This is a genomic window from Metapseudomonas otitidis (genome assembly GCF_900111835.1).
Classification (GTDB): Bacteria; Pseudomonadota; Gammaproteobacteria; order Pseudomonadales; family Pseudomonadaceae; genus Metapseudomonas; species Metapseudomonas otitidis.
The window spans coordinates 166,945-184,148 of the sequence record NZ_FOJP01000002.1; the positions used below are offsets into that span (position 1 = coordinate 166,945).

The window sequence follows — 17,204 nt, forward strand, 5'->3', positions numbered from 1 at the left end:
TCCTGGCGACACCGGGACGCCGTCCCGCACCCACAACAACAATTCAGAGGTGCGTCATGACCCTTGTTGCCCCTGCGCCATTTTCCCTTTCCGGCCGGATCGCCCTGGTCACCGGCGGCGGCCGTGGCATCGGCCTCGGCATTGCCTGCAGCCTGGCACAGGCCGGTGCCGAACTGGTGATCGCCGACCTCGACCCGGCCCTGGCCGAGGAGGGCGCCGCCCAGGTCCGCGCCCTCGGCGCCCGCGCCACGGCCCACGCGGTGGACGTCGCCGAGCCGCAGAGCGTCCAGGCCCTGGTGGACGCCATCGCCCGCCAGCACGGCCGGCTCGACGTGGCGGTGAACAACGCCGGCGTCATCAGCATCCACAAGGTCCGTGAACTCAGCGTCGAGGACTGGGACCGGGTCATGACCATCAACGCCCGCGGCGTGTTCCTCTGCTGCCAGGCCGAACTGGCCCTCATGCAGGCCCAGCGCTGGGGGCGGATCATCAACGTCGCCTCCATCGCCGGGCGGGTCGGCTTCCCGGACCTGGCCCACTACAGCGCCTCCAAGTTCGCCGTCATCGGCTTCAGCAACGCCCTGGCCAAGGAGGTTGCGCGCGAGGGCATCACCGTCAACGCCCTGTGCCCCGGCATCGTCGGCACCGGCATGTGGCGCGGCGAGGCCGGGCTCTCCGGGCGCTGGGCGCAGCCGGGGGAGAGCGAGGCGCAATCCTGGGAGCGCCACCAGGCCAGCCTGCTGCCACAGGGCGAAGCACAGACCGTGGAGGACATGGGCCAGCTCGCCGTCTACCTCGCCTGCGCGCCCCACGTCACCGGCCAGGCGATCGCCGTCGACGGCGGCTTCTCCCTGTGAGTGCCGCCATGCCCCTGCGCGTCGGCATCATCGCCAACCCCGCCTCCGGCCGTGACGTGCGCCGCCTCACCGCCAACGCCGGGCTGTACTCCAGCACCGACAAGGCCGCCGTGGTGCAGCGCCTGCTCGGCGCGTTCGGCGCCACCGGTGTGGACGAGGTGCTGATGCCGCCGGACATGACCGGCATCGCCGCCGCCGTGCTCAAGGCCAGCGCCAGCCGCCACGCCCACGACAGCCGCTGGCCGCGCCTGGAGTTCCTCGACCTGCCGCTGCGCCAGAGCGTGGAAGACACCCGCCAGGCCGCGCGCCTAATGGTCCGGCGCGGCGTCGCCCTGGTGGCGGTGCTCGGCGGCGACGGCACCCACAAGGCCGTGGCGGGGGAGGTGGGTGACATTCCGCTGTTGTGCCTCTCCACCGGCACCAACAACGCCTTCCCCGAGCTGCGCGAAGCCACCGGCGCGGGCCTGGCCGGCGGGCTCTACGCCAGCGGCCGCATCCCGGCGGAGGTGGCGCTGCGCCGCAACAAGCGCCTGCGGGTGCGCATCGCCGTGCGTGGCATCGACGAAATCGCCCTGGTGGAGGTGGCCGTCTCGCCGCTCACCTTCACCGGGGCCCGCGCCATCAGCCGCGCGGAGGACCTGGCCGAGGTCTACGCCGCCTTCGCCGAGCCCCACGCCATCGGCCTCTCGTCCCTCTGCGGGCTGTGGAACCCGGTGTCGCGGCGCTACCCCCGTGGCAGCTGGGTGCGCCTCGCCCCCGGTGCCGAACACACCCTGCTGGCGCCGCTCGCCCCCGGCCTGCTGCAGGCCTGCGGCATCGTCGCCAGCGGCAGCCTGGAACCCGGCATCCCCCGGCTGCCGCGCCTGGCCGCCGGCACCCTGGCCCTGGACGGCGAACGCGAGATCGAGTTCGCCGCCGCCGACCGCCCCAGCATCACCCTCGAACTCGACGGCCCGCTGAGCATTGACGTCGAGGCCGCCCTGGCCTTCGCCGCCTGCCATCGCCTGCTGGCCGTCCCTGGCAAGCCCGTGAACCACCCTGGAGAACAAGAAGATGTCCACGCTTTCGACTGAGCAATTGCTCCATGCCTACCGCGTGATGCGCACCATCCGCGCCTTCGAGGAACGCCTGCACGTGGAGTTCGCCACCGGCGAGATCCCCGGCTTCGTCCACCTGTACGCCGGCGAGGAAGCCTCCGCCGCCGGAGTGATGGCGCACCTCGACGACGAGGACTGCATCGCCTCCACCCACCGTGGCCACGGCCACTGCATCGCCAAGGGCGTGGACGTGTACGGGATGATGGCCGAGATCTACGGCAAGAAGACCGGCGTCTGCCACGGCAAGGGCGGCTCCATGCACATCGCCGACCTGTCCAAGGGCATGCTCGGCGCCAACGGCATCGTCGGTGCCGGCGCGCCGCTGGCTGCCGGTGCCGCCCTGGCCGCCAAGCTCAAGGGCAACCGCGCGGTGGCCGTGGCCTTCTTCGGCGACGGGGGCTCCAACGAGGGCGCCGTGTTCGAGGCCATGAACCTCGCCTCGGTGTGGAACCTGCCGTGCATCTTCGTCGCCGAGAACAACGGCTACGCCGAGGCCACCGCCTCCAACTGGTCCGTCGCCTGCGACCACATCGCCGACCGCGCCGCCGGCTTTGGCATGCCCGGCGTCACCGTCGACGGCTTCGATTTCTTCGCCGTGCACGAAGCCGCCGGCGCCGCCATCGAGCGGGCCCGGGCCGGGGAGGGGCCCTCGCTGATCGAAGTGAAGCTGACCCGCTACTACGGCCACTTCGAAGGCGACGCCCAGACCTACCGCGCCCCCGACGAGGTCAGGCACTACCGCGAAACCCGCGACTGCCTCATGCAGTTCCGCGAGCGCACCACCCGTGCCGGGCTGCTCCAGGCCAGCGCGCTGGACGCCGTCGACGCCGAGGTCGAGGCCTGCATCGAAGAGGCCGTGGTGCGCGCCAAGGCCGACCCCAAGCCATCCCCCGCCGACCTGCTCAGCGACGTCTACGTCGCCTACCCGTAACTAGCCGGCGAGCCGCCAGAAGAACAATCAAAGGAGAGCCATCATGGCCAGAAAGATCAGCTACCAGCAGGCCATCAACGAGGCGCTGGCCCAGGAAATGCGCCGCGATCCCAGCGTCTTCATCATGGGCGAGGACAATGCCGGCGGCGCCGGCGCACCCGGCGAGGACGACGCCTGGGGCGGCGTGCTCGGGGTCACCAAGGGCCTCTACCACCAGTTCCCCGGCCGCGTGCTGGACACCCCGCTGTCGGAGATCGGCTACGTCGGCGCCGCCGTGGGCGCGGCCACCCGGGGCCTGCGCCCGGTGTGCGAACTGATGTTCGTCGACTTCGCCGGCTGCTGCCTGGACCAGATCCTCAACCAGGCCGCCAAGTTCCGCTACATGTTCGGCGGCAAGGCCGTCACCCCGCTGGTGATCCGCACCATGGTCGGCGCCGGCCTGCGCGCCGCCGCCCAGCACTCGCAGATGCTCACCGCGCTGTGGACCCACATCCCCGGGCTCAAGGTGGTCTGCCCCTCGTCCCCGTACGACGCCAAGGGCCTGCTGATCCAGGCCATCCGCGACAACGACCCGGTGATCTTCTGCGAGCACAAGCTGCTCTACTCCATGCAGGGCGAGGTGCCGGAAGAGCTCTACACCGTGCCCTTCGGCGAGGCCAACTTCCTCCGCGACGGCGACGACGTCACCCTGGTGACCTACGGCCGCATGGTCCATCTGGCTATGGACGCCGCCGCCAGCCTCGCCCGCCAGGGCATCTCCTGCGAGGTGCTGGACCTGCGCACCACCAGCCCGATGGACGCCGACAGCATCCTCGAGAGCGTGGAGAAGACCGGCCACCTGGTGGTCATCGACGAAGCCAACCCGCGCTGCTCCCTGGCCACCGACATCGCCGCGCTGGTGGCCGAGCTGGCCTTCCACGCCCTCAAGGGGCCGATCCGCCAGGTCACCGCCCCGCACACCCCGGTGCCGTTCTCCGACGCCCTTGAAGACCTCTACATCCCCAGCGCCGCGAAAATCGAAGCCGCCGTGCTGGCGCTGCTGCAAGGGAGAAACGCCGCATGAGCCGCATCCATACCCTGACCATGCCCAAGTGGGGCCTCTCCATGACCGAAGGCCGCGTGGCCGACTGGCTCAAGCAGGACGGCGACACCATCGAGAAGGGCGACGAAGTGCTCGACGTGGAGACCGACAAGATCAGCAGCAGCGTCGAGGCGCCGTTCTCCGGCGTGCTGCGGCGCCAGGTGGCGCGCCCCGACGAGGTGCTGCCGGTGGGCGCGCTGCTCGGCATCGTGGTGGAGGGGGAGGCCAGCGAAGCGGAGATCGACGCTGTGGTCGAGCGCTTCCTCGCCGAGTTCGTGCCCGGTGGCGACGGCGAGGCCGACAACGGCCCCAGCCCACAGAAGGTCGAGCTGGACGGCCGCACCCTGCGCTACTTCGAGCGCGGCGAAGGCGGCGTGCCGCTGGTGCTGATCCACGGCTTCGGCGGCGACCTCAACAACTGGCTGTTCAACCACGAGGCCCTGGCCGCCGAGCGCCGCGTCATCGCCCTCGACCTGCCCGGCCACGGCGAATCCGCCAAGCAGCTGGCCCGGGGCGACCTGGACGAGTTGAGCGAGGCCGTACTCGCACTACTCGACCACCTCGACATCGAGCACGCCCACCTGGCCGGCCACTCCATGGGTGGCGCCGTCGCCCTCAACACCGCTCGGCTGGCTCCGCAGCGGGTGCGCAGCCTCAGCCTGCTGGCCAGCGCCGGGCTCGGCGCCGAGATCAACGGCGCCTACCTGCAGGGCTTCGTCGAGGCCGGCAACCGCAACGCCCTCAAGCCGCAGCTGGTGCAGCTGTTCTCCGACCCCGCGCTGGTCACCCGGCAGATGCTCGAAGACATGCTCCGCTTCAAGCGCCTGGAAGGGGTGGACGCCGCCCTGCGCCAGCTCGCCGACACCCTCAACGACGCGGGCCGCCAGCGGCTCGACCTGCGCAGCGTGGTGGAGAGCGGCCAGCACCCGGTGTTGGTGGTCTGGGGCGAGGCCGACGCCATCATCCCCGCCCACCACGCCGAGGGCCTGCCGGCCGAGGTGCACATCCTCCCCGGGCAGGCCCACATGCTGCAGATGGAGGCCGCCGACGCGGTCAACGCCCTGCTGCAGGCCTTCCTCCAATGCCACTGACGATCACCGGGCCCGGCACCCGCCGGGCCCCAGGAGAACCCCATGAGCATCCTCCCCAACAGCATGCGTGCCGCGGTGTGGCACGGTCGCAACGACATCCGCGTGGAAGACGTGCCCCTGCCCGGCGACCCGGCCCCCGGCTGGGTGCAGATCCGCGTGCACTGGTGCGGCATCTGCGGCTCCGACCTGCACGAGTACGTCGCCGGCCCCGTGTTCATCCCCGTGGAAGCGCCGCACCCGCTCACCGGCATCAAGGGCCAGTGCATCCTCGGCCACGAGTTCTGCGGCGAGATCGTCAAGCTCGGCGACGGCGTGCAGGGCTTCGCCCCGGGCGAAGTGGTCGCCGCCGACGCCTGCCAGCACTGCGGCACCTGCTACTACTGCCGCCACGGCCTCTACAACATCTGCGAGAACCTCGCCTTCACCGGGCTGATGAACAACGGCGCCTTCGCCGAATGGGTCAACGTCCCCGCCAACCTGCTGTACAAGCTCCCGGCCGGCTTCCCCGCCGAGGCCGGCGCCCTGATCGAACCGCTGGCCGTGGGCATGCACGCGGTGAAGAAGGCCGGCAGCCTGCTCGGGCGCAACGTGGTGGTCGTGGGGGCGGGCACCATCGGCCTGTGCACCATCATGTGCGCCAGGGCCGCCGGCGCCGCCCAGGTCATCGCCCTGGAGATGTCCAGCGCGCGCAAGGCCAAGGCCCGCGAAGTGGGCGCCAGCCACGTGCTGGACCCGAACGAATGCGACGTGCTCGCCGAGATCCGCACGCTCACCCAGGGCCTGGGCGCCGACGTCAGCTTCGAATGCATCGGCAACAAGCACACCGCCAAGCTCGCCATCGACGCCATCCGCAAGGCCGGCACCTGCGTGCTGGTGGGCATCTTCGAAGAGCCCAGCTCGTTCAACTTCTTCGAACTGGTGGCCACCGAGAAACAGGTCCTCGGCGCCCTGGCCTACAACGGCGAATTCGCCGACGTCATCGCCTTCATCGCCGACGGCCGCCTCGACATCACGCCCCTGGTCACCGGCCGAATCGAGCTGGAGCAGATCGTCGAAAAGGGCTTCGAAGAACTTGTGCACAACAAGGAACACAACGTGAAGATCATCGTCTCCCCGCGTGCGGCATAAGCCCCGACTGAGGCCGCGAACTGCGGCCTGACCCCGGCGCCAGGCCGGGGTTTTTTTGTGGGGGAGGGGGGAAGGGCTGTTATCGGCGCGAAGCTGCCACAGGAATGTGGCAGCTTGCCACGCGGTTCTGAATCCAGGCGTGGATGCAGTTCAAATTGGAGCGACTCAGCAGGATGACCTGCCATCCTTCCGAAGCAGTTCGTTGGCCATTTCAATGGCCTCTTCATGTGAGGCGGCAAACAGCAGCGGGTAGCCCCAGACTTTGGCGAACAGCCCTGCGAATGCCTTGAAGCCGAGGCGTTTTGCCACGCTGGGTTCGACCATGATCAGGGCCAGAACCAGGCTGCGTAATTGCGCCTTGTGCTTCTTCATCCAGAGCGCGGTGCGTTTCTTTTCTTCCGGTGAGTGGTCGTGGTCGTCGCCGGGTGGTGTATCGCTCAGCAGCACGAAGGGCTCGCCGCGCTGCAGGTTGGCCGCAAACTTGTCGAAGTCCTCCTGGGGGTCGTGCCCGTGCTCTTGGGCGAAACTCATCCAGACCAAGGGGAAGTCAGTGCTATTCATCGACATGGTGGGTTCCTTTGCTGTTGAGTTGACGCCAACTGGCGGTGATCGCGAATACGCCGGGCAGCGTGATGAAGAAAACCGCCGAGAAGGCGACGTGCCAGCCGTCGCGCAATCCATCGCTGATTCCCCCGAGGGTATTGAGTACGACGAGCAGGCTGCCGACGACCAGGACAGCCCACTTGGCTTTGCGGGTTTCGATCTGGGCGAGGAGGACCGTGACGATCCAGGAGCCGTAGAAAACGGGAAACACCCACAGCACGCCGGGCTCGAAGGTGATCGTCGGGGCCGAGCCATGTGCCCTCACGAAGTCGTTTACGTAGAAGAACAACTGGAAGGTCACGAACAGCACTGCGCCAACGGCGGTCGTCAACCAGAACAGGGTGACCTTGTTCTGGTTGTGTAACTCCAGTGCTTGAAACGGGTTTTGGGTGTGCATGAGCGCGTTCTCGATGTGCAAGGCCAGGTGCGAGTCACTGCAGGCGACTCGCGTCTCGTGGGCGATCAGTACCGGTAGTCCAGCGTGGCCATCAGGTTGCGCGGGGCGCCATAGGTCACGGTGTCGAAGTCACCCTTCTGCAGGGCGTACTTCTTGTCGAACAGGTTGTTGACGTTGAGGCCCAGGTCGATGTCCTTGCTGAGGGCGTAACGTCCCATCACCGAGGTCAGGGCATAGGCACCCTGCTCGCCGCCCAGTGTGCTGGTACCGACTCCCGGCGCCTGGTAGAAGCGGCTCTGCCATTTCACGCCCGTTCCCAGGGTCAGCTTGTTCCACGCGCCGGGCAGCCGGTAGGTGGTAAAAAGCTGGGCTGTGGTGCGCGGCAGCTGAGCGTTCAGACGCACACCGTCGCCATCCTCGGCGGTGAAGTGGGCGATACCGGCGTAGATGTTCCACCCATTGGCCAACTCGCCCTGCAGGTCGAACTCGATACCGCGAGACCGGGTGCCGTCGGTGCCGGTATAGGCATTGGCTCCACCCGGGGTGAAGGCTCCGGGGATCAGCTGCGCCGCGTTGTCCAGCTCGGTCTCGAACACCGCGATGGCGGCATTCAGACGTCCCTCCAGATAAGCCGCCTTGAGGCCGACTTCCTTGGTTTTGCCCTTGGACGGGGTGAGCACGTTGCCGGTCGTGTCGCGGAAGTCGGTTTGCGGGTTGAAGATGCCGGTATAGCTGACGTAGGCCGAGTAAGTGTCGTCGATGTCGTAGACCAGGCCGGCGTACGGGGTGAATTCGTTGTTCTTCTTGTAGTGCAGCGTCGTGCCGTTGGCATCGTCGTCGATCTGGTAATAATTCAGGCGTCCGCCAACGATGAGTTTCAGCGGTTCGGCCAGAGAGAGGCGGGCCGCGCTGTAGACGCCGCTCTGCTTGACCTGGGTGCGGGTCGGGATACGCGGTATCGAATCGAAGTCGGGCCGGGCAAGGCCTGGGCTCAGGGAATAGACGTTGACCGGCGTAAAGCCTGCGAAGAAAGGCGCCACATCGTCCTGGCCGGCCTTGCGGCGTGAATTCGTCGCGCCTACCACCAGGTCGTGCTGGCGGCCCAGCAGTTCGAAGGGACCGCTGGCCATCACGTCGAACGTGTTCTGGCGGCTGCGCCCCTCGGACGCCAACGCCACCGGAAAGGCTCCGCTGGGGAAGGTACCCAGCCCCGTTGCACGATCAGGGCGACCGCTCAAAGAGACCAGTTGGGCTTCGCTTTCGGTGCGGTACTGGTTGGCCACGGCCTTGAGCTTCCAGCCGTTGTCGAAGCGGTGCTCGACTTCGGCAAACGCCGTCTTGAGGGTATTGTCGAAATGACTCCAGTTCTGTCCGTAGCTCTTGGAACGGGAGTACTCGATCTGCGTACCGTCGCTGAACCATAGCGGCAAGCCGCCCCAGGTGGCGCCCTTCGGTGTGATGTCCTGGTAGTCGTAGCCCAGGCTCACCGTGGTATCGGAGGTCAGGTCGGCTTCGATGATGCCGTAGAACGCCTTGCGCTCGGGCTTGTAACCGTCCAGGTATGAGTTCCCGTCCTGATAGGTGCCCACCAGGCGTGCGCGGATGCGGCCGTCCTCAGTAAGCGGTGTCGATACGTCCGCCATGCCTCGGTGAGTATCCCAGCTCCCCGCGCCGAGAGAGGCGGACGCGGCGAACTCAGGTGTCGGCCGTTTACGCACCAGATTGATGGCGGCCGAAGGATTGCCGGTTCCGGTCAGCAAGGCCGAGCCGCCGCGCACCACCTCGACACGGTCGTAAAACGCAGTGTCCAGGGCGTTGATGCCGCTCCCGTTGACGGCGTTGCCGACCACGGTAGGGATGCCGTCGTACTGCAGGTTGTTGATCAGCAGGCCACGCGAATAAAAACTGGTGCGCTCGGTATCGGCCTGGCGCGCGGTGACGCCCGTGGTGTTCTCCAGCACGCTCTGCACCGTATTGAGCTGCTGGTCGTCCATGCGCTGGCGCGTAATCACGGTCACCGCCTGGGGCGTTTCCTTCAACGACAGCGGCAGGCGTATCGCCGCTGCCGTCTCTCCCGTGGTGTAGGAGCCGGTACCCTCGGTGGTCGCCATGCTCATGCGGTCCGTCACGCTGATCGCCGGTAAGACCACTTCCTCGTGGGCGGTACCCGCTTCCCTGTCCTTTGGCTGAGTTGCCTCGGCGGCGGCTGCGCCCTGAGCACCGATGAGGATCGCCGCCGCAGCTGTCGGGCCCAACAGGCTGAGTGGCGCGCCCCACAAGCCATATCTATATGGGGCCACGCGGCGAGAGCTGGCGGCTAGCCGTACGTGCATGGCGAGAGCCCAGCGGGACTTCTCTACAGTCGTGAAAGTGCGCATTAACAATACTCATTTGTATTTAGAGGGCGCATTTAACGACAGAGGGGAGAGGGGAGGATGGCGAAATCAGGCCAGACTATTATTCGCTCAGGCCAAATATTCCCGATTTCATCGCATTGACCGTTTTGAGAAAGAAACTCGCGCAATGCGCAGTTCCGCCAGTGATATGGGCGGCCTGAGCGGCACATGGTGTGCGGCGGCCATACAGGTCAGCAGGACCAGTTCAGAGGCAGATGGGGACGGGGTGCGTGACGCCGGGGAGCGGAGCAGCCCCTGCTCCGCTGGTGCGATCCGACAGGTAGCGAGCTGGAGGCTTGCCCACCGTCTTGCGGAACATGGTGACGAATCCGCTGGCGTTTTCGTACCCCAGTTCCAATGCCACCGATTGCACGCTTTCTCCCTTGGTCATCCGTTGCAGCGCGAGGGTCACATGCAGCTGTCGACGCCAGCGGCTGAAGCTCATGCCAATCTCATGCAATAGGAGACGGCTCATGCTTCGCTCACTCATACCGATACGCCTGGCCCAGGCGGCTTTCGAGGTCTTGTCGGCAGGGGCGGCCAGGAGCATTTCTGCGAGGCGACGCAATCGGGGGTCGTACGGCATGGGCAGATGCAAATCTTCTACTGGAGCCGCCACCAGTTCGTCGAGCAATACGGCGAGCAGCCGCTCCTCCCGCCCGCCCGGCTCATACAGCTCGGGAACAGTTGTTGCCTTCAGCATCAACTCCCGTAGAAATGGCGACACCGATATCGTGCAACAGCTGCTTGGAAGATCTGGCGCAGCATCGGGCTCGATGAACAGGCAGTGACACTCGACTTCCCCCGAGCCCCAAGCCGAGTGGGGCAGGTCTCCCGGGATCCACAAGGCGCACTGCGGCGGCACGATCCAGACACCGTCCTCGATTTCGCAGTTGAGGATGCCTCGTACCGAGTAGATCAGTTGCGCCTTGCGGTGCTGATGCGTGGCATTTTCCCAGTCCTTGCCGGCCAGCGTTGCACTCAGTGCCATGACGGGGCGCGAGACGCTGTCGACGTCCCTGGGGGCGCTTTGATCGGTGATGGCAATGCTCGACATGATGAACCGGGTCTTGGATGGAGGATGAGGTGATGGCCTGGCCGGAAAATACTATGGGCAACTTGCTCAATTACTTCTAGCCATTCCTCTTGTTTTGCGCTGCGGCTCCGACCTGCACGAGTACGTCGCCGGCCCCGTGTTCATCCCCGTGGAAGTGCCGCACCCGCTCACCGGCATCAAGGGCCAGTGCATCCTCGGCCACGAGTTCTGCGGCGAGATCGTCAAGCTCGCCGAATCCGCGCGCTCACCCAGGACCTGGGCGCCGACGTCAGCTTCGAATGCATCGGCAACAAGCACACCGCCAAGCTCGCAATCGACGCCATCCGCAAGGCCGGCACCTGCGTGCTGGTGGGCATCTTCGAAGAGCCCAGCTCGTTCAACTTCTTCGAACTGGTGGCCACCGAAAAACAGGTCCTCGGCGCCCTGGCCTACAACGGCGAATTCGCCGACGTCATCGCCTTCATCGCCGACGGCCGCCTCGACATCACGCCCCTGGTCACCGGCCGCATCGAGCTGGAGCAGATCGTCGAAAAGGGCTTCGAAGAGCTGGTGCACAACAAGGAGCACAACGTGAAGATCATTGTTTCCCCGCGTGCGGCATAAGCCCCGACTGAGGCCGCGAACTGCGGCCTGACCCCGGCGCCAGGCCGGGTTTTTTTGTGAGGGAGGGGGAGTAGGTGGACCTTTGATGGGTAGGTATCGGCCGGATGCAGTCATTGTGGTTCTATGAGCGTCGAGTCGATTTGACCTCCCTAAGCTGGTTTCAAAAGTGGCAATTGGCCACGCACTGATTAGTATTTCTCCTGAAGGACATGTCCTGGTCAAGGAGAGACGCTAATGCCAAATCCAGAGAAGACTAGAACTCTTTCAGTGCGGCTCTTACGAGACGCGCAGAGGCCAGATGCTGCGTTGAAGCTTGCCTATGTACCTGGCAGTGAAAAAGGAGCATTGCGGAAGTTCGCTTGGACGGGAATCGACGATGCGGTTCTCTTCGTTGGTCAGCTCTACACGAACCCACCATCTTGGCTTCCCTTTGTCGAGGAGCACTTGGATGGCGAAGTGGGGCGAGTCATCTCTAGTGGCGCGGGTGCAATTCTAATACTCCCCATACGTAATCGTCTTATGGCGATCTGTTTCGGCCATATCCACTTGGCATTGAATGACGATGCATTCGAGCGCCACTTCGGTCTGAAAGTAACGCTGAACTCCGTACCTCGCGATGGGATCCGGTCTCTGGACTTAGCTACTCCCGACGCAGTTACCTTTCAGAAACGAGTACAGGCCAGCCGTGACAGTGACGTCCAAGACTTCGGCGTGGACATGCTCCGAGATCTAGCACGCGTCGCTGGGGGCACACCTACCGATCAAAATTTTGCCAAGTTCTTGGCGGGGAGTGACAGCCTGTCTATTACCTGTCGGGTAGGCTCAGACGATCTTCAGGAGAAGTGCGAGGAGATCTTGGCCGCGTACAACGCCGAAACGTACAAGGCGGATTTTGCATGGGTCGACAACATGCAAACTGTCAGAGACAGCGACACGATCCTGGCATTGGACGAGCGTCTGTTTGAAGCGTTGCAGATCCTCCGGCAAGGTGGTGAGAGCGATCTTCATATGGCTCCGCCTGAGGTGCTGGACTACGAAGAAGGCTGTCTATTGCACTACAACGGGTTTGGAGGTGGCGGCACTCAATTTCATAGTCTCTCCATTGAGGACTATGTCGAAGAGCTTAATCGCTGCGGTTTCAAAGGCGATATCAATCAGGTGCGCGAAAAACACTACATCCGGGCGAAGACCGGCTCCTCTGAGGTCTTCAATACTCAATGGAAGGTCTATCAATGCTTCACGTTCGAAACCACTTTGGGCAAAGGAGGCGAGGAAATAAGCTACGTCCTCTTTTCTGGAAATTGGTACTGCATCGAACGCAACTTCAAACAGAAGGTTGAGCGGCGATTCCAGCAGATCCGCAAGATCACAATCATCGGACCTACTCACTGCAAGAACGAAAGGGATCTGATTGCTCATCTAGTGGAGACCAGGCCCGATTTGTTGTGCCTCGATCAAGTGAAGATCAATCCTCAAGGCGTGAGGTACGCGAACATAGAGCCTTGCGATTTTTTGTCAGATACCAAGCAGTTCATCCATCTGAAAGATGGCCATTCCTCTGGCCCCATCAGCCACCTTTGGTCGCAGGGAGTCGTCAGCGCTGAAGCGCTAATTGGGGATGAAGCATATAGAAAGAAACTTCGCCAAGAGGTCAGGCAGCGTCGAGCAGGGGCTCTAGCCCTGCTGCCAGCGATCAAAGGAAAAGTGTCTCGATCAGAGTACACCGTTGTGTATGGCGTAATGCGAAAGCCTTACAAGGATGGAAGCGTGGATCTCCCATTCTTTAGCAAAGTGAGTCTGCAGGCGGCGGCAGATCGTTTGGAGCAACTCGATATACCAATGGCACTGGAGATCATTGCTAAGCCGGCTGGTGAACTTGGTGCTGAAGAAGGTGATGGAGAGTAAAGGACGGTACATGCTTAGGGCGGGGATTAGTCGGCCACGAGAGGCAGTTACCGGCCAATAGCTGCCGGTTAGGACGAGCAGTTACCGGCCAATGGAGCGTCGGGCTAGCCTATTCGAAGCTCCCAGTACGCTCGCGCTCCTCTTCGTCCTCTCGAAGCTCCTCCGCTGCGATTCTTCGTTCGAGGCTCGCTCTAGCTGTCGCCAATACTGGTTTCAGCTGTTCTTCGTTACCGAGACTCAGAGCATCGAGAAGCGGAATCCGTTTCTTCAGGATTTCGGCCAAAGACCCGGACCAGCCTGAAGGCGTAAATCGCTTCAAATAGGCTTCGATTACAGCCTTCTTATCAGGAGCATTAGCTAGCACAGCCAGCGCGGCATCCGAAATAACCAACTCAGAATCGTCCACAGAGTCGATATTGGTATGCCCTTCACTTGCTCGCCTTCGCGTGTCGAATAGCTTACAGCTCCGCGCCGCGAACACGTAACGATCAGGCGGCGAGTCATTACACCAATCGATCAATGCCTCCGGTGGGACTATGCTCAGGGCTGTCTCCCTCCGATCATTGTAAGGGTGCCCAATCACCGGCAACATCTGACGGTAGTAACCTTCATCTCCGGGAACATAGATCGCGTCAAGAGTTAGTCGCGGCATGTGCCTCAGGAATGGAGAAATTGCGTCTTTGACGGCATCTCTATCGGAATAACCACCCTCCATCGTGCGCGCAAAGGTAACCAGACCGTTCAAGACCTCCAGCGCTGCTTCGGAAGAAGCTAATCGCTTCAGTGAAAACTCCAATACGCCCTCAATGTGGTAACCGCTATTGGCGCGATCCCCAAGAACCTGTCCCCAGTCGGCTGAGCGCAAAAGATTCAGGCAGGTTGTCGCCAGAGACTCCTTGTACGCATCATCGTGATCTGACGCACAGTGGACGACCATTGAAAGAACGTCGAGAAACACTCCCCCACCATCAGGCAGCAGTGCTATTGCAGCAAGCAACTCACCAATCTCTGCAACAGAGAATGCGTCGGTTTGTCTCCCCATCCCGAGATAGGAGTATTGCCAGGCAGGGGTAGCCCCAGCCTTAATTGATTGGAGGATACGAGCGTAAGCCGCTTGGTTCAGCGGTATGCAATGAAGGTCCATGATCCACTTGACCCAAATTGCATCAGTCACCGCGCTGTCGAGGAACTCCTCGGCACAAGCGGGAGATGCATGATGCCAGCCGTTGATCAATCCGCGTAGGAACAAGACACCTACTGTTCCGGGAGTGGCAGTGGCGATATGTACCTTAGCCGCATCCAAAATCCATCTCGGGTCCGCAATCTTCTTTCCAACACCAACCCCCAAAGGAAATGCGTTGGCCCCTGACTTGGTTGAGATCAATTGCGGGAGTAACTCCAAGATTAGGCCGTCAATGGTGGCAGCGGCCTCCCCAAGCTCTTCCAAGGCCTGGTTTGAGTTGCGGATTCGCTCACCAGTTGTTTTATCAAGCTGATCTGCATCATCGCCATCAAGATCTAGGTCGAAATTGTTCGAGTCTAGAAGTCGAGCTCGAATCATGTCTGGTATAGCCTTCGGTTTGAGAAACTTCTCCAACTCGCGCAGCTCGTTCTGAACTGCCTCATCGCATTTGCTCGAGTCATAGCGAAGGATGCTTTTGACTCCAAACCAACCTTGAGGCCAGCTCACGACAGAAGCCAGTTCTTTTACGGCTGCACACACTTCTGGCCTCAGACTCGTGCCAAGCCAAAGCCCTCTTAAGCGGCGACCCAAAATAGATCTGCAACTTTCAGCAAGGTCGGACTTCTGCTTACCAATGTCGCGTGCCATGCGGAGGAACGGCATAAACCACGACTCAACATCTGATCGGGATTCCGGAGCCCATCCCTCGCTCCGCTTTCGAGCTCCGAAATCGAAACTGCTCACAGAGGTAAAGTGCATTGCCTCAAGCGCGGCATCGAGCAGCAACAGCCCCAACTGCTCTCGCTTAGGATCGGCGGATTCAAGCAATTTTCTGACGAACTCTGACCTGAGATTGGGAGGGGCATTCGTCCCGGATAGTACGCAGAAAAACAGAGACTTCAGAAGTTCCACAGATTCGTGCCGCCCCTTTTCCTGGGGGGCTGCCAAGGCGAATTTCACAAGAATATCGGCGGCCATCTCGAAGTCTTCTTCTTCGAACGCGATGGCTTTCAACGTGTGCGCATACTGAGCACGTTGTCTGTTTTCGTCCGAAAGAAAGCTAGGGATATTGGCAGCCCGCCCAATTGCCGCTAGGGCGACCTTTGGAGATACAGGCGCAATGTTGTGAAAAATCTCATGGCCAATGTCATTGAGAGCCGTTAGATCTCCCAAACGGCCGGATGGCGAGAGCCAGTCCCGTACAAGCTCGGCGGCTTTTGCGCTTTCATGTAGGTAACCAAGTCGCCGCGAGAACGACCGGGCAACACGGTCGGTCGCGGTATCGACAAAGATACTCACGATCTGCGATTTGGGTATCGCTTCTAGTGCCTGGGCTGCAAGTCGATTAGCAATCGCGTGTGGCAAAACAGCACGCCATTTTCCCCGCGCCTGTACAAGACCTCTTCGCTGTAGATCAACCACTTTTCGCTGTAGGGTGATCAATGAAACGTCAGCAACAGCGGCAATTTTGTTGAGCTCTGAACTAGGGCCATCGTCCTCGCCGTCGAACGAGTACAAGATACTGGCCGCTTCCGCGCAGCTGAGGAGATCTTCATTCTCGGCGTTTTTCTGATGAAATAGGCGCTTGAACAAGTCAGAGTCTCGCAACCGCGCCAGCTCACCAGTCGTCGTAACCGTCGCTGCCAACGCAAACGCGACGCGAGCATTACCGTCTGAGAATGCGGTGATCGTATCGACATCACTGAGCGATAGGACTGGATAACGACGCTGAAGAAGCTTCTTGATTACGTCATCGGAGGAGCCTTCGAGACGGTAGCACTTCGTGGCGTCTGGTAAGTCGTCTCGAACGTCGTACTCAACAGTAACCAAGCCTATCTTGCTGCCAGATTTTTTCAGTAGCTCGGTGAGCCTCTGATGAGTGTCGGCTCCGCAGTTGTCCACGACGAGAACACAGTGATTTCCGTCTTCAATTAGCGCTTCGAGCATCGCTGAAGGTTGAGGCGAAGGCCCATCTGATAGGTCCGTGTACAGCACGTCATCAGCACTCAGCGCAGCTTGGTTCGTCTGTATACGCGGATCGAAAAGAGCCTGTACCAATCTAGTTTTGCCGACGCCAGATAAGCCGACAATGCGTACACTTGCCCCCTTCGACAGGTCGAGACGCAGGCGATCAATGGTGGCCGAGACATTAATGCCTTTCTCTGCGTCAGGCGTGAACACTTTGACTCGATCATCAAGCAGATATTCTGAGTCGACGGTCGTCTCCTGGTAGGCCCAGCCCGAGTATGGGCGCCAACCCACAAGTGGCTTGCCTAGCTGGTGTTTCACCCATGCTGCGATCGCAGGGTGTTGCTCGACCCAGTCTGCGATCTTTCTTGCGTCATAGAAGTCAAAATGCGGCGAGGAGCCGAGGCCGTTGGCCGACAAGCAAGCTCTCATTGCATTGAGTCGAAGATCGAGAGCGGATTCGGAGGTATCGTCTCGCGTCGCGGCGATGACGTAACTTCCTTTGGTCGTAGCAAGGTCGCGTATTGCTTGTCTTAGCACTCCATTGGGCACCATTTCCCCAGGTATCTTGCTGGGGGGGAACACCTCGGCCTTTACCTGAAAAGCTGTGTTGTCATTGGGTAGATAGCCAGATATCCCCAGTGGCGGATTTATCTCTACCCTGACGTCCACCCCTCCATCTTTTGCTCTTTGATCGCCACCCCAGGTGACGGCCGACTCGGAGCCACCGTACTTTCGAATCTCAGCCCGGCACAATCTTGCGATCAGTTCGCGCGCTTGCTCGTCGTTCAGGGCTTTTATGTCCGCAGTATCTACGTGAAATAGTGTGTGCATTTTAGGGGGAGCGTCAGGCTGACTGAGGCCTTAGCTTATAGCCTGAAGGCCTTTTGACACAGCAAGGACTGGC

General features: G+C 62.1%; 13 protein-coding genes. 8 read left to right on the top strand and 5 right to left on the bottom strand.

Annotation, left to right across the window (positions count from 1 at the left end; all coding sequences use genetic code 11):
- Positions 1-56 precede the first annotated feature (56 nt).
- From BM198_RS03325 to BM198_RS03350, 6 genes are all read left to right on the top strand, one after another.
- Positions 57-857 carry an SDR family NAD(P)-dependent oxidoreductase gene (locus BM198_RS03325; RefSeq protein WP_074967759.1) on the top strand — a complete coding sequence of 267 codons (801 nt, stop codon included), beginning with the start codon at positions 57-59 and terminating at the stop codon, positions 855-857.
- An 8-nt stretch (positions 858-865) separates the two neighbouring features.
- A complete protein-coding gene (locus BM198_RS03330; protein ID WP_074967761.1) occupies positions 866-1,930 on the top strand; it encodes an ATP-NAD kinase family protein in 1,065 nt (354 codons plus the stop codon).
- Positions 1,911-2,885, top strand: coding sequence for a thiamine pyrophosphate-dependent dehydrogenase E1 component subunit alpha (locus tag BM198_RS03335; protein WP_074967763.1), 975 nt, complete (start codon positions 1,911-1,913; stop codon positions 2,883-2,885). The genes BM198_RS03330 and BM198_RS03335 overlap by 20 nt, the downstream gene beginning before the upstream one ends.
- Before the next feature lie 43 nt (positions 2,886-2,928).
- Positions 2,929-3,948 (top strand): alpha-ketoacid dehydrogenase subunit beta, encoded by a 1,020-nt coding sequence (locus BM198_RS03340; RefSeq protein ID WP_074967765.1) that lies wholly within the window; start codon positions 2,929-2,931, stop codon positions 3,946-3,948.
- The gene (locus BM198_RS03345) at positions 3,945-5,057 is read left to right on the top strand and encodes an acetoin dehydrogenase dihydrolipoyllysine-residue acetyltransferase subunit (protein WP_074967767.1); all 1,113 of its coding nucleotides are present in this window, start codon (positions 3,945-3,947) and stop codon (positions 5,055-5,057) included. The genes BM198_RS03340 and BM198_RS03345 overlap by 4 nt, the downstream gene beginning before the upstream one ends.
- A 63-nt stretch (positions 5,058-5,120) precedes the next feature.
- Entirely contained in the window at positions 5,121-6,185 is a 1,065-nt protein-coding gene (locus BM198_RS03350) for a 2,3-butanediol dehydrogenase (RefSeq protein ID WP_244165669.1), read from the top strand.
- A gap of 165 nt (positions 6,186-6,350) precedes the next feature.
- Here BM198_RS03350 and BM198_RS03355 read toward each other — a convergent pair whose 3' ends face one another.
- From BM198_RS03355 to BM198_RS03370, 4 genes are all read right to left on the bottom strand, one after another.
- Positions 6,351-6,752, bottom strand: coding sequence for a hypothetical protein (locus BM198_RS03355; protein WP_074967771.1), 402 nt, complete (start codon positions 6,750-6,752; stop codon positions 6,351-6,353).
- Positions 6,739-7,185, bottom strand: coding sequence for a hypothetical protein (locus BM198_RS03360; protein WP_074968048.1), 447 nt, complete (start codon positions 7,183-7,185; stop codon positions 6,739-6,741). The genes BM198_RS03355 and BM198_RS03360 overlap by 14 nt, the downstream gene beginning before the upstream one ends.
- 65 nt (positions 7,186-7,250) lie before the next feature.
- Positions 7,251-9,563 (bottom strand): TonB-dependent siderophore receptor, encoded by a 2,313-nt coding sequence (locus BM198_RS03365; protein ID WP_074967773.1) that lies wholly within the window; start codon positions 9,561-9,563, stop codon positions 7,251-7,253.
- A 223-nt stretch (positions 9,564-9,786) separates the two neighbouring features.
- On the bottom strand, positions 9,787-10,638 hold the full coding sequence (locus BM198_RS03370) for an AraC family transcriptional regulator (protein WP_074967775.1): 852 nt from the start codon (positions 10,636-10,638) through the stop codon (positions 9,787-9,789).
- A 186-nt stretch (positions 10,639-10,824) separates the two neighbouring features.
- On the opposite strand from BM198_RS03370, the gene BM198_RS03375 reads away from it, so the two are divergent.
- Positions 10,825-11,241 (top strand): zinc-binding dehydrogenase, encoded by a 417-nt coding sequence (locus BM198_RS03375; protein WP_074967777.1) that lies wholly within the window; start codon positions 10,825-10,827, stop codon positions 11,239-11,241.
- A 234-nt stretch (positions 11,242-11,475) separates the two neighbouring features.
- A complete protein-coding gene (locus BM198_RS03380; protein ID WP_083422316.1) occupies positions 11,476-13,146 on the top strand; it encodes a DUF6119 family protein in 1,671 nt (556 codons plus the stop codon).
- A 109-nt stretch (positions 13,147-13,255) separates the two neighbouring features.
- Here BM198_RS03380 and BM198_RS29485 read toward each other — a convergent pair whose 3' ends face one another.
- Positions 13,256-17,131, bottom strand: coding sequence for a hypothetical protein (locus tag BM198_RS29485; protein WP_139233558.1), 3,876 nt, complete (start codon positions 17,129-17,131; stop codon positions 13,256-13,258).
- Between the last annotated feature and the right edge of the window lie 73 nt (positions 17,132-17,204).

Bases quoted from the DNA above. Each gene is read 5' to 3' on its own strand.
- BM198_RS03325 (WP_074967759.1), top strand. From the start codon at position 57: ATGACCCTTGTTGCCCCTGCGCCATTTTCCCTTTCCGGCCGGATCGCC.
- BM198_RS03330 (WP_074967761.1), top strand. From the start codon at position 866: ATGCCCCTGCGCGTCGGCATCATCGCCAACCCCGCCTCCGGCCGTGAC.
- BM198_RS03335 (WP_074967763.1), top strand. From the start codon at position 1,911: ATGTCCACGCTTTCGACTGAGCAATTGCTCCATGCCTACCGCGTGATG.
- BM198_RS03340 (WP_074967765.1), top strand. From the start codon at position 2,929: ATGGCCAGAAAGATCAGCTACCAGCAGGCCATCAACGAGGCGCTGGCC.
- BM198_RS03345 (WP_074967767.1), top strand. From the start codon at position 3,945: ATGAGCCGCATCCATACCCTGACCATGCCCAAGTGGGGCCTCTCCATG.
- BM198_RS03350 (WP_244165669.1), top strand. From the start codon at position 5,121: ATGCGTGCCGCGGTGTGGCACGGTCGCAACGACATCCGCGTGGAAGAC.
- BM198_RS03355 (WP_074967771.1), bottom strand. From the start codon at position 6,752: ATGTCGATGAATAGCACTGACTTCCCCTTGGTCTGGATGAGTTTCGCC.
- BM198_RS03360 (WP_074968048.1), bottom strand. From the start codon at position 7,185: ATGCACACCCAAAACCCGTTTCAAGCACTGGAGTTACACAACCAGAAC.
- BM198_RS03365 (WP_074967773.1), bottom strand. From the start codon at position 9,563: ATGCGCACTTTCACGACTGTAGAGAAGTCCCGCTGGGCTCTCGCCATG.
- BM198_RS03370 (WP_074967775.1), bottom strand. From the start codon at position 10,638: ATGTCGAGCATTGCCATCACCGATCAAAGCGCCCCCAGGGACGTCGAC.
- BM198_RS03380 (WP_083422316.1), top strand. From the start codon at position 11,476: ATGCCAAATCCAGAGAAGACTAGAACTCTTTCAGTGCGGCTCTTACGA.
- BM198_RS29485 (WP_139233558.1), bottom strand. From the start codon at position 17,131: ATGCACACACTATTTCACGTAGATACTGCGGACATAAAAGCCCTGAAC.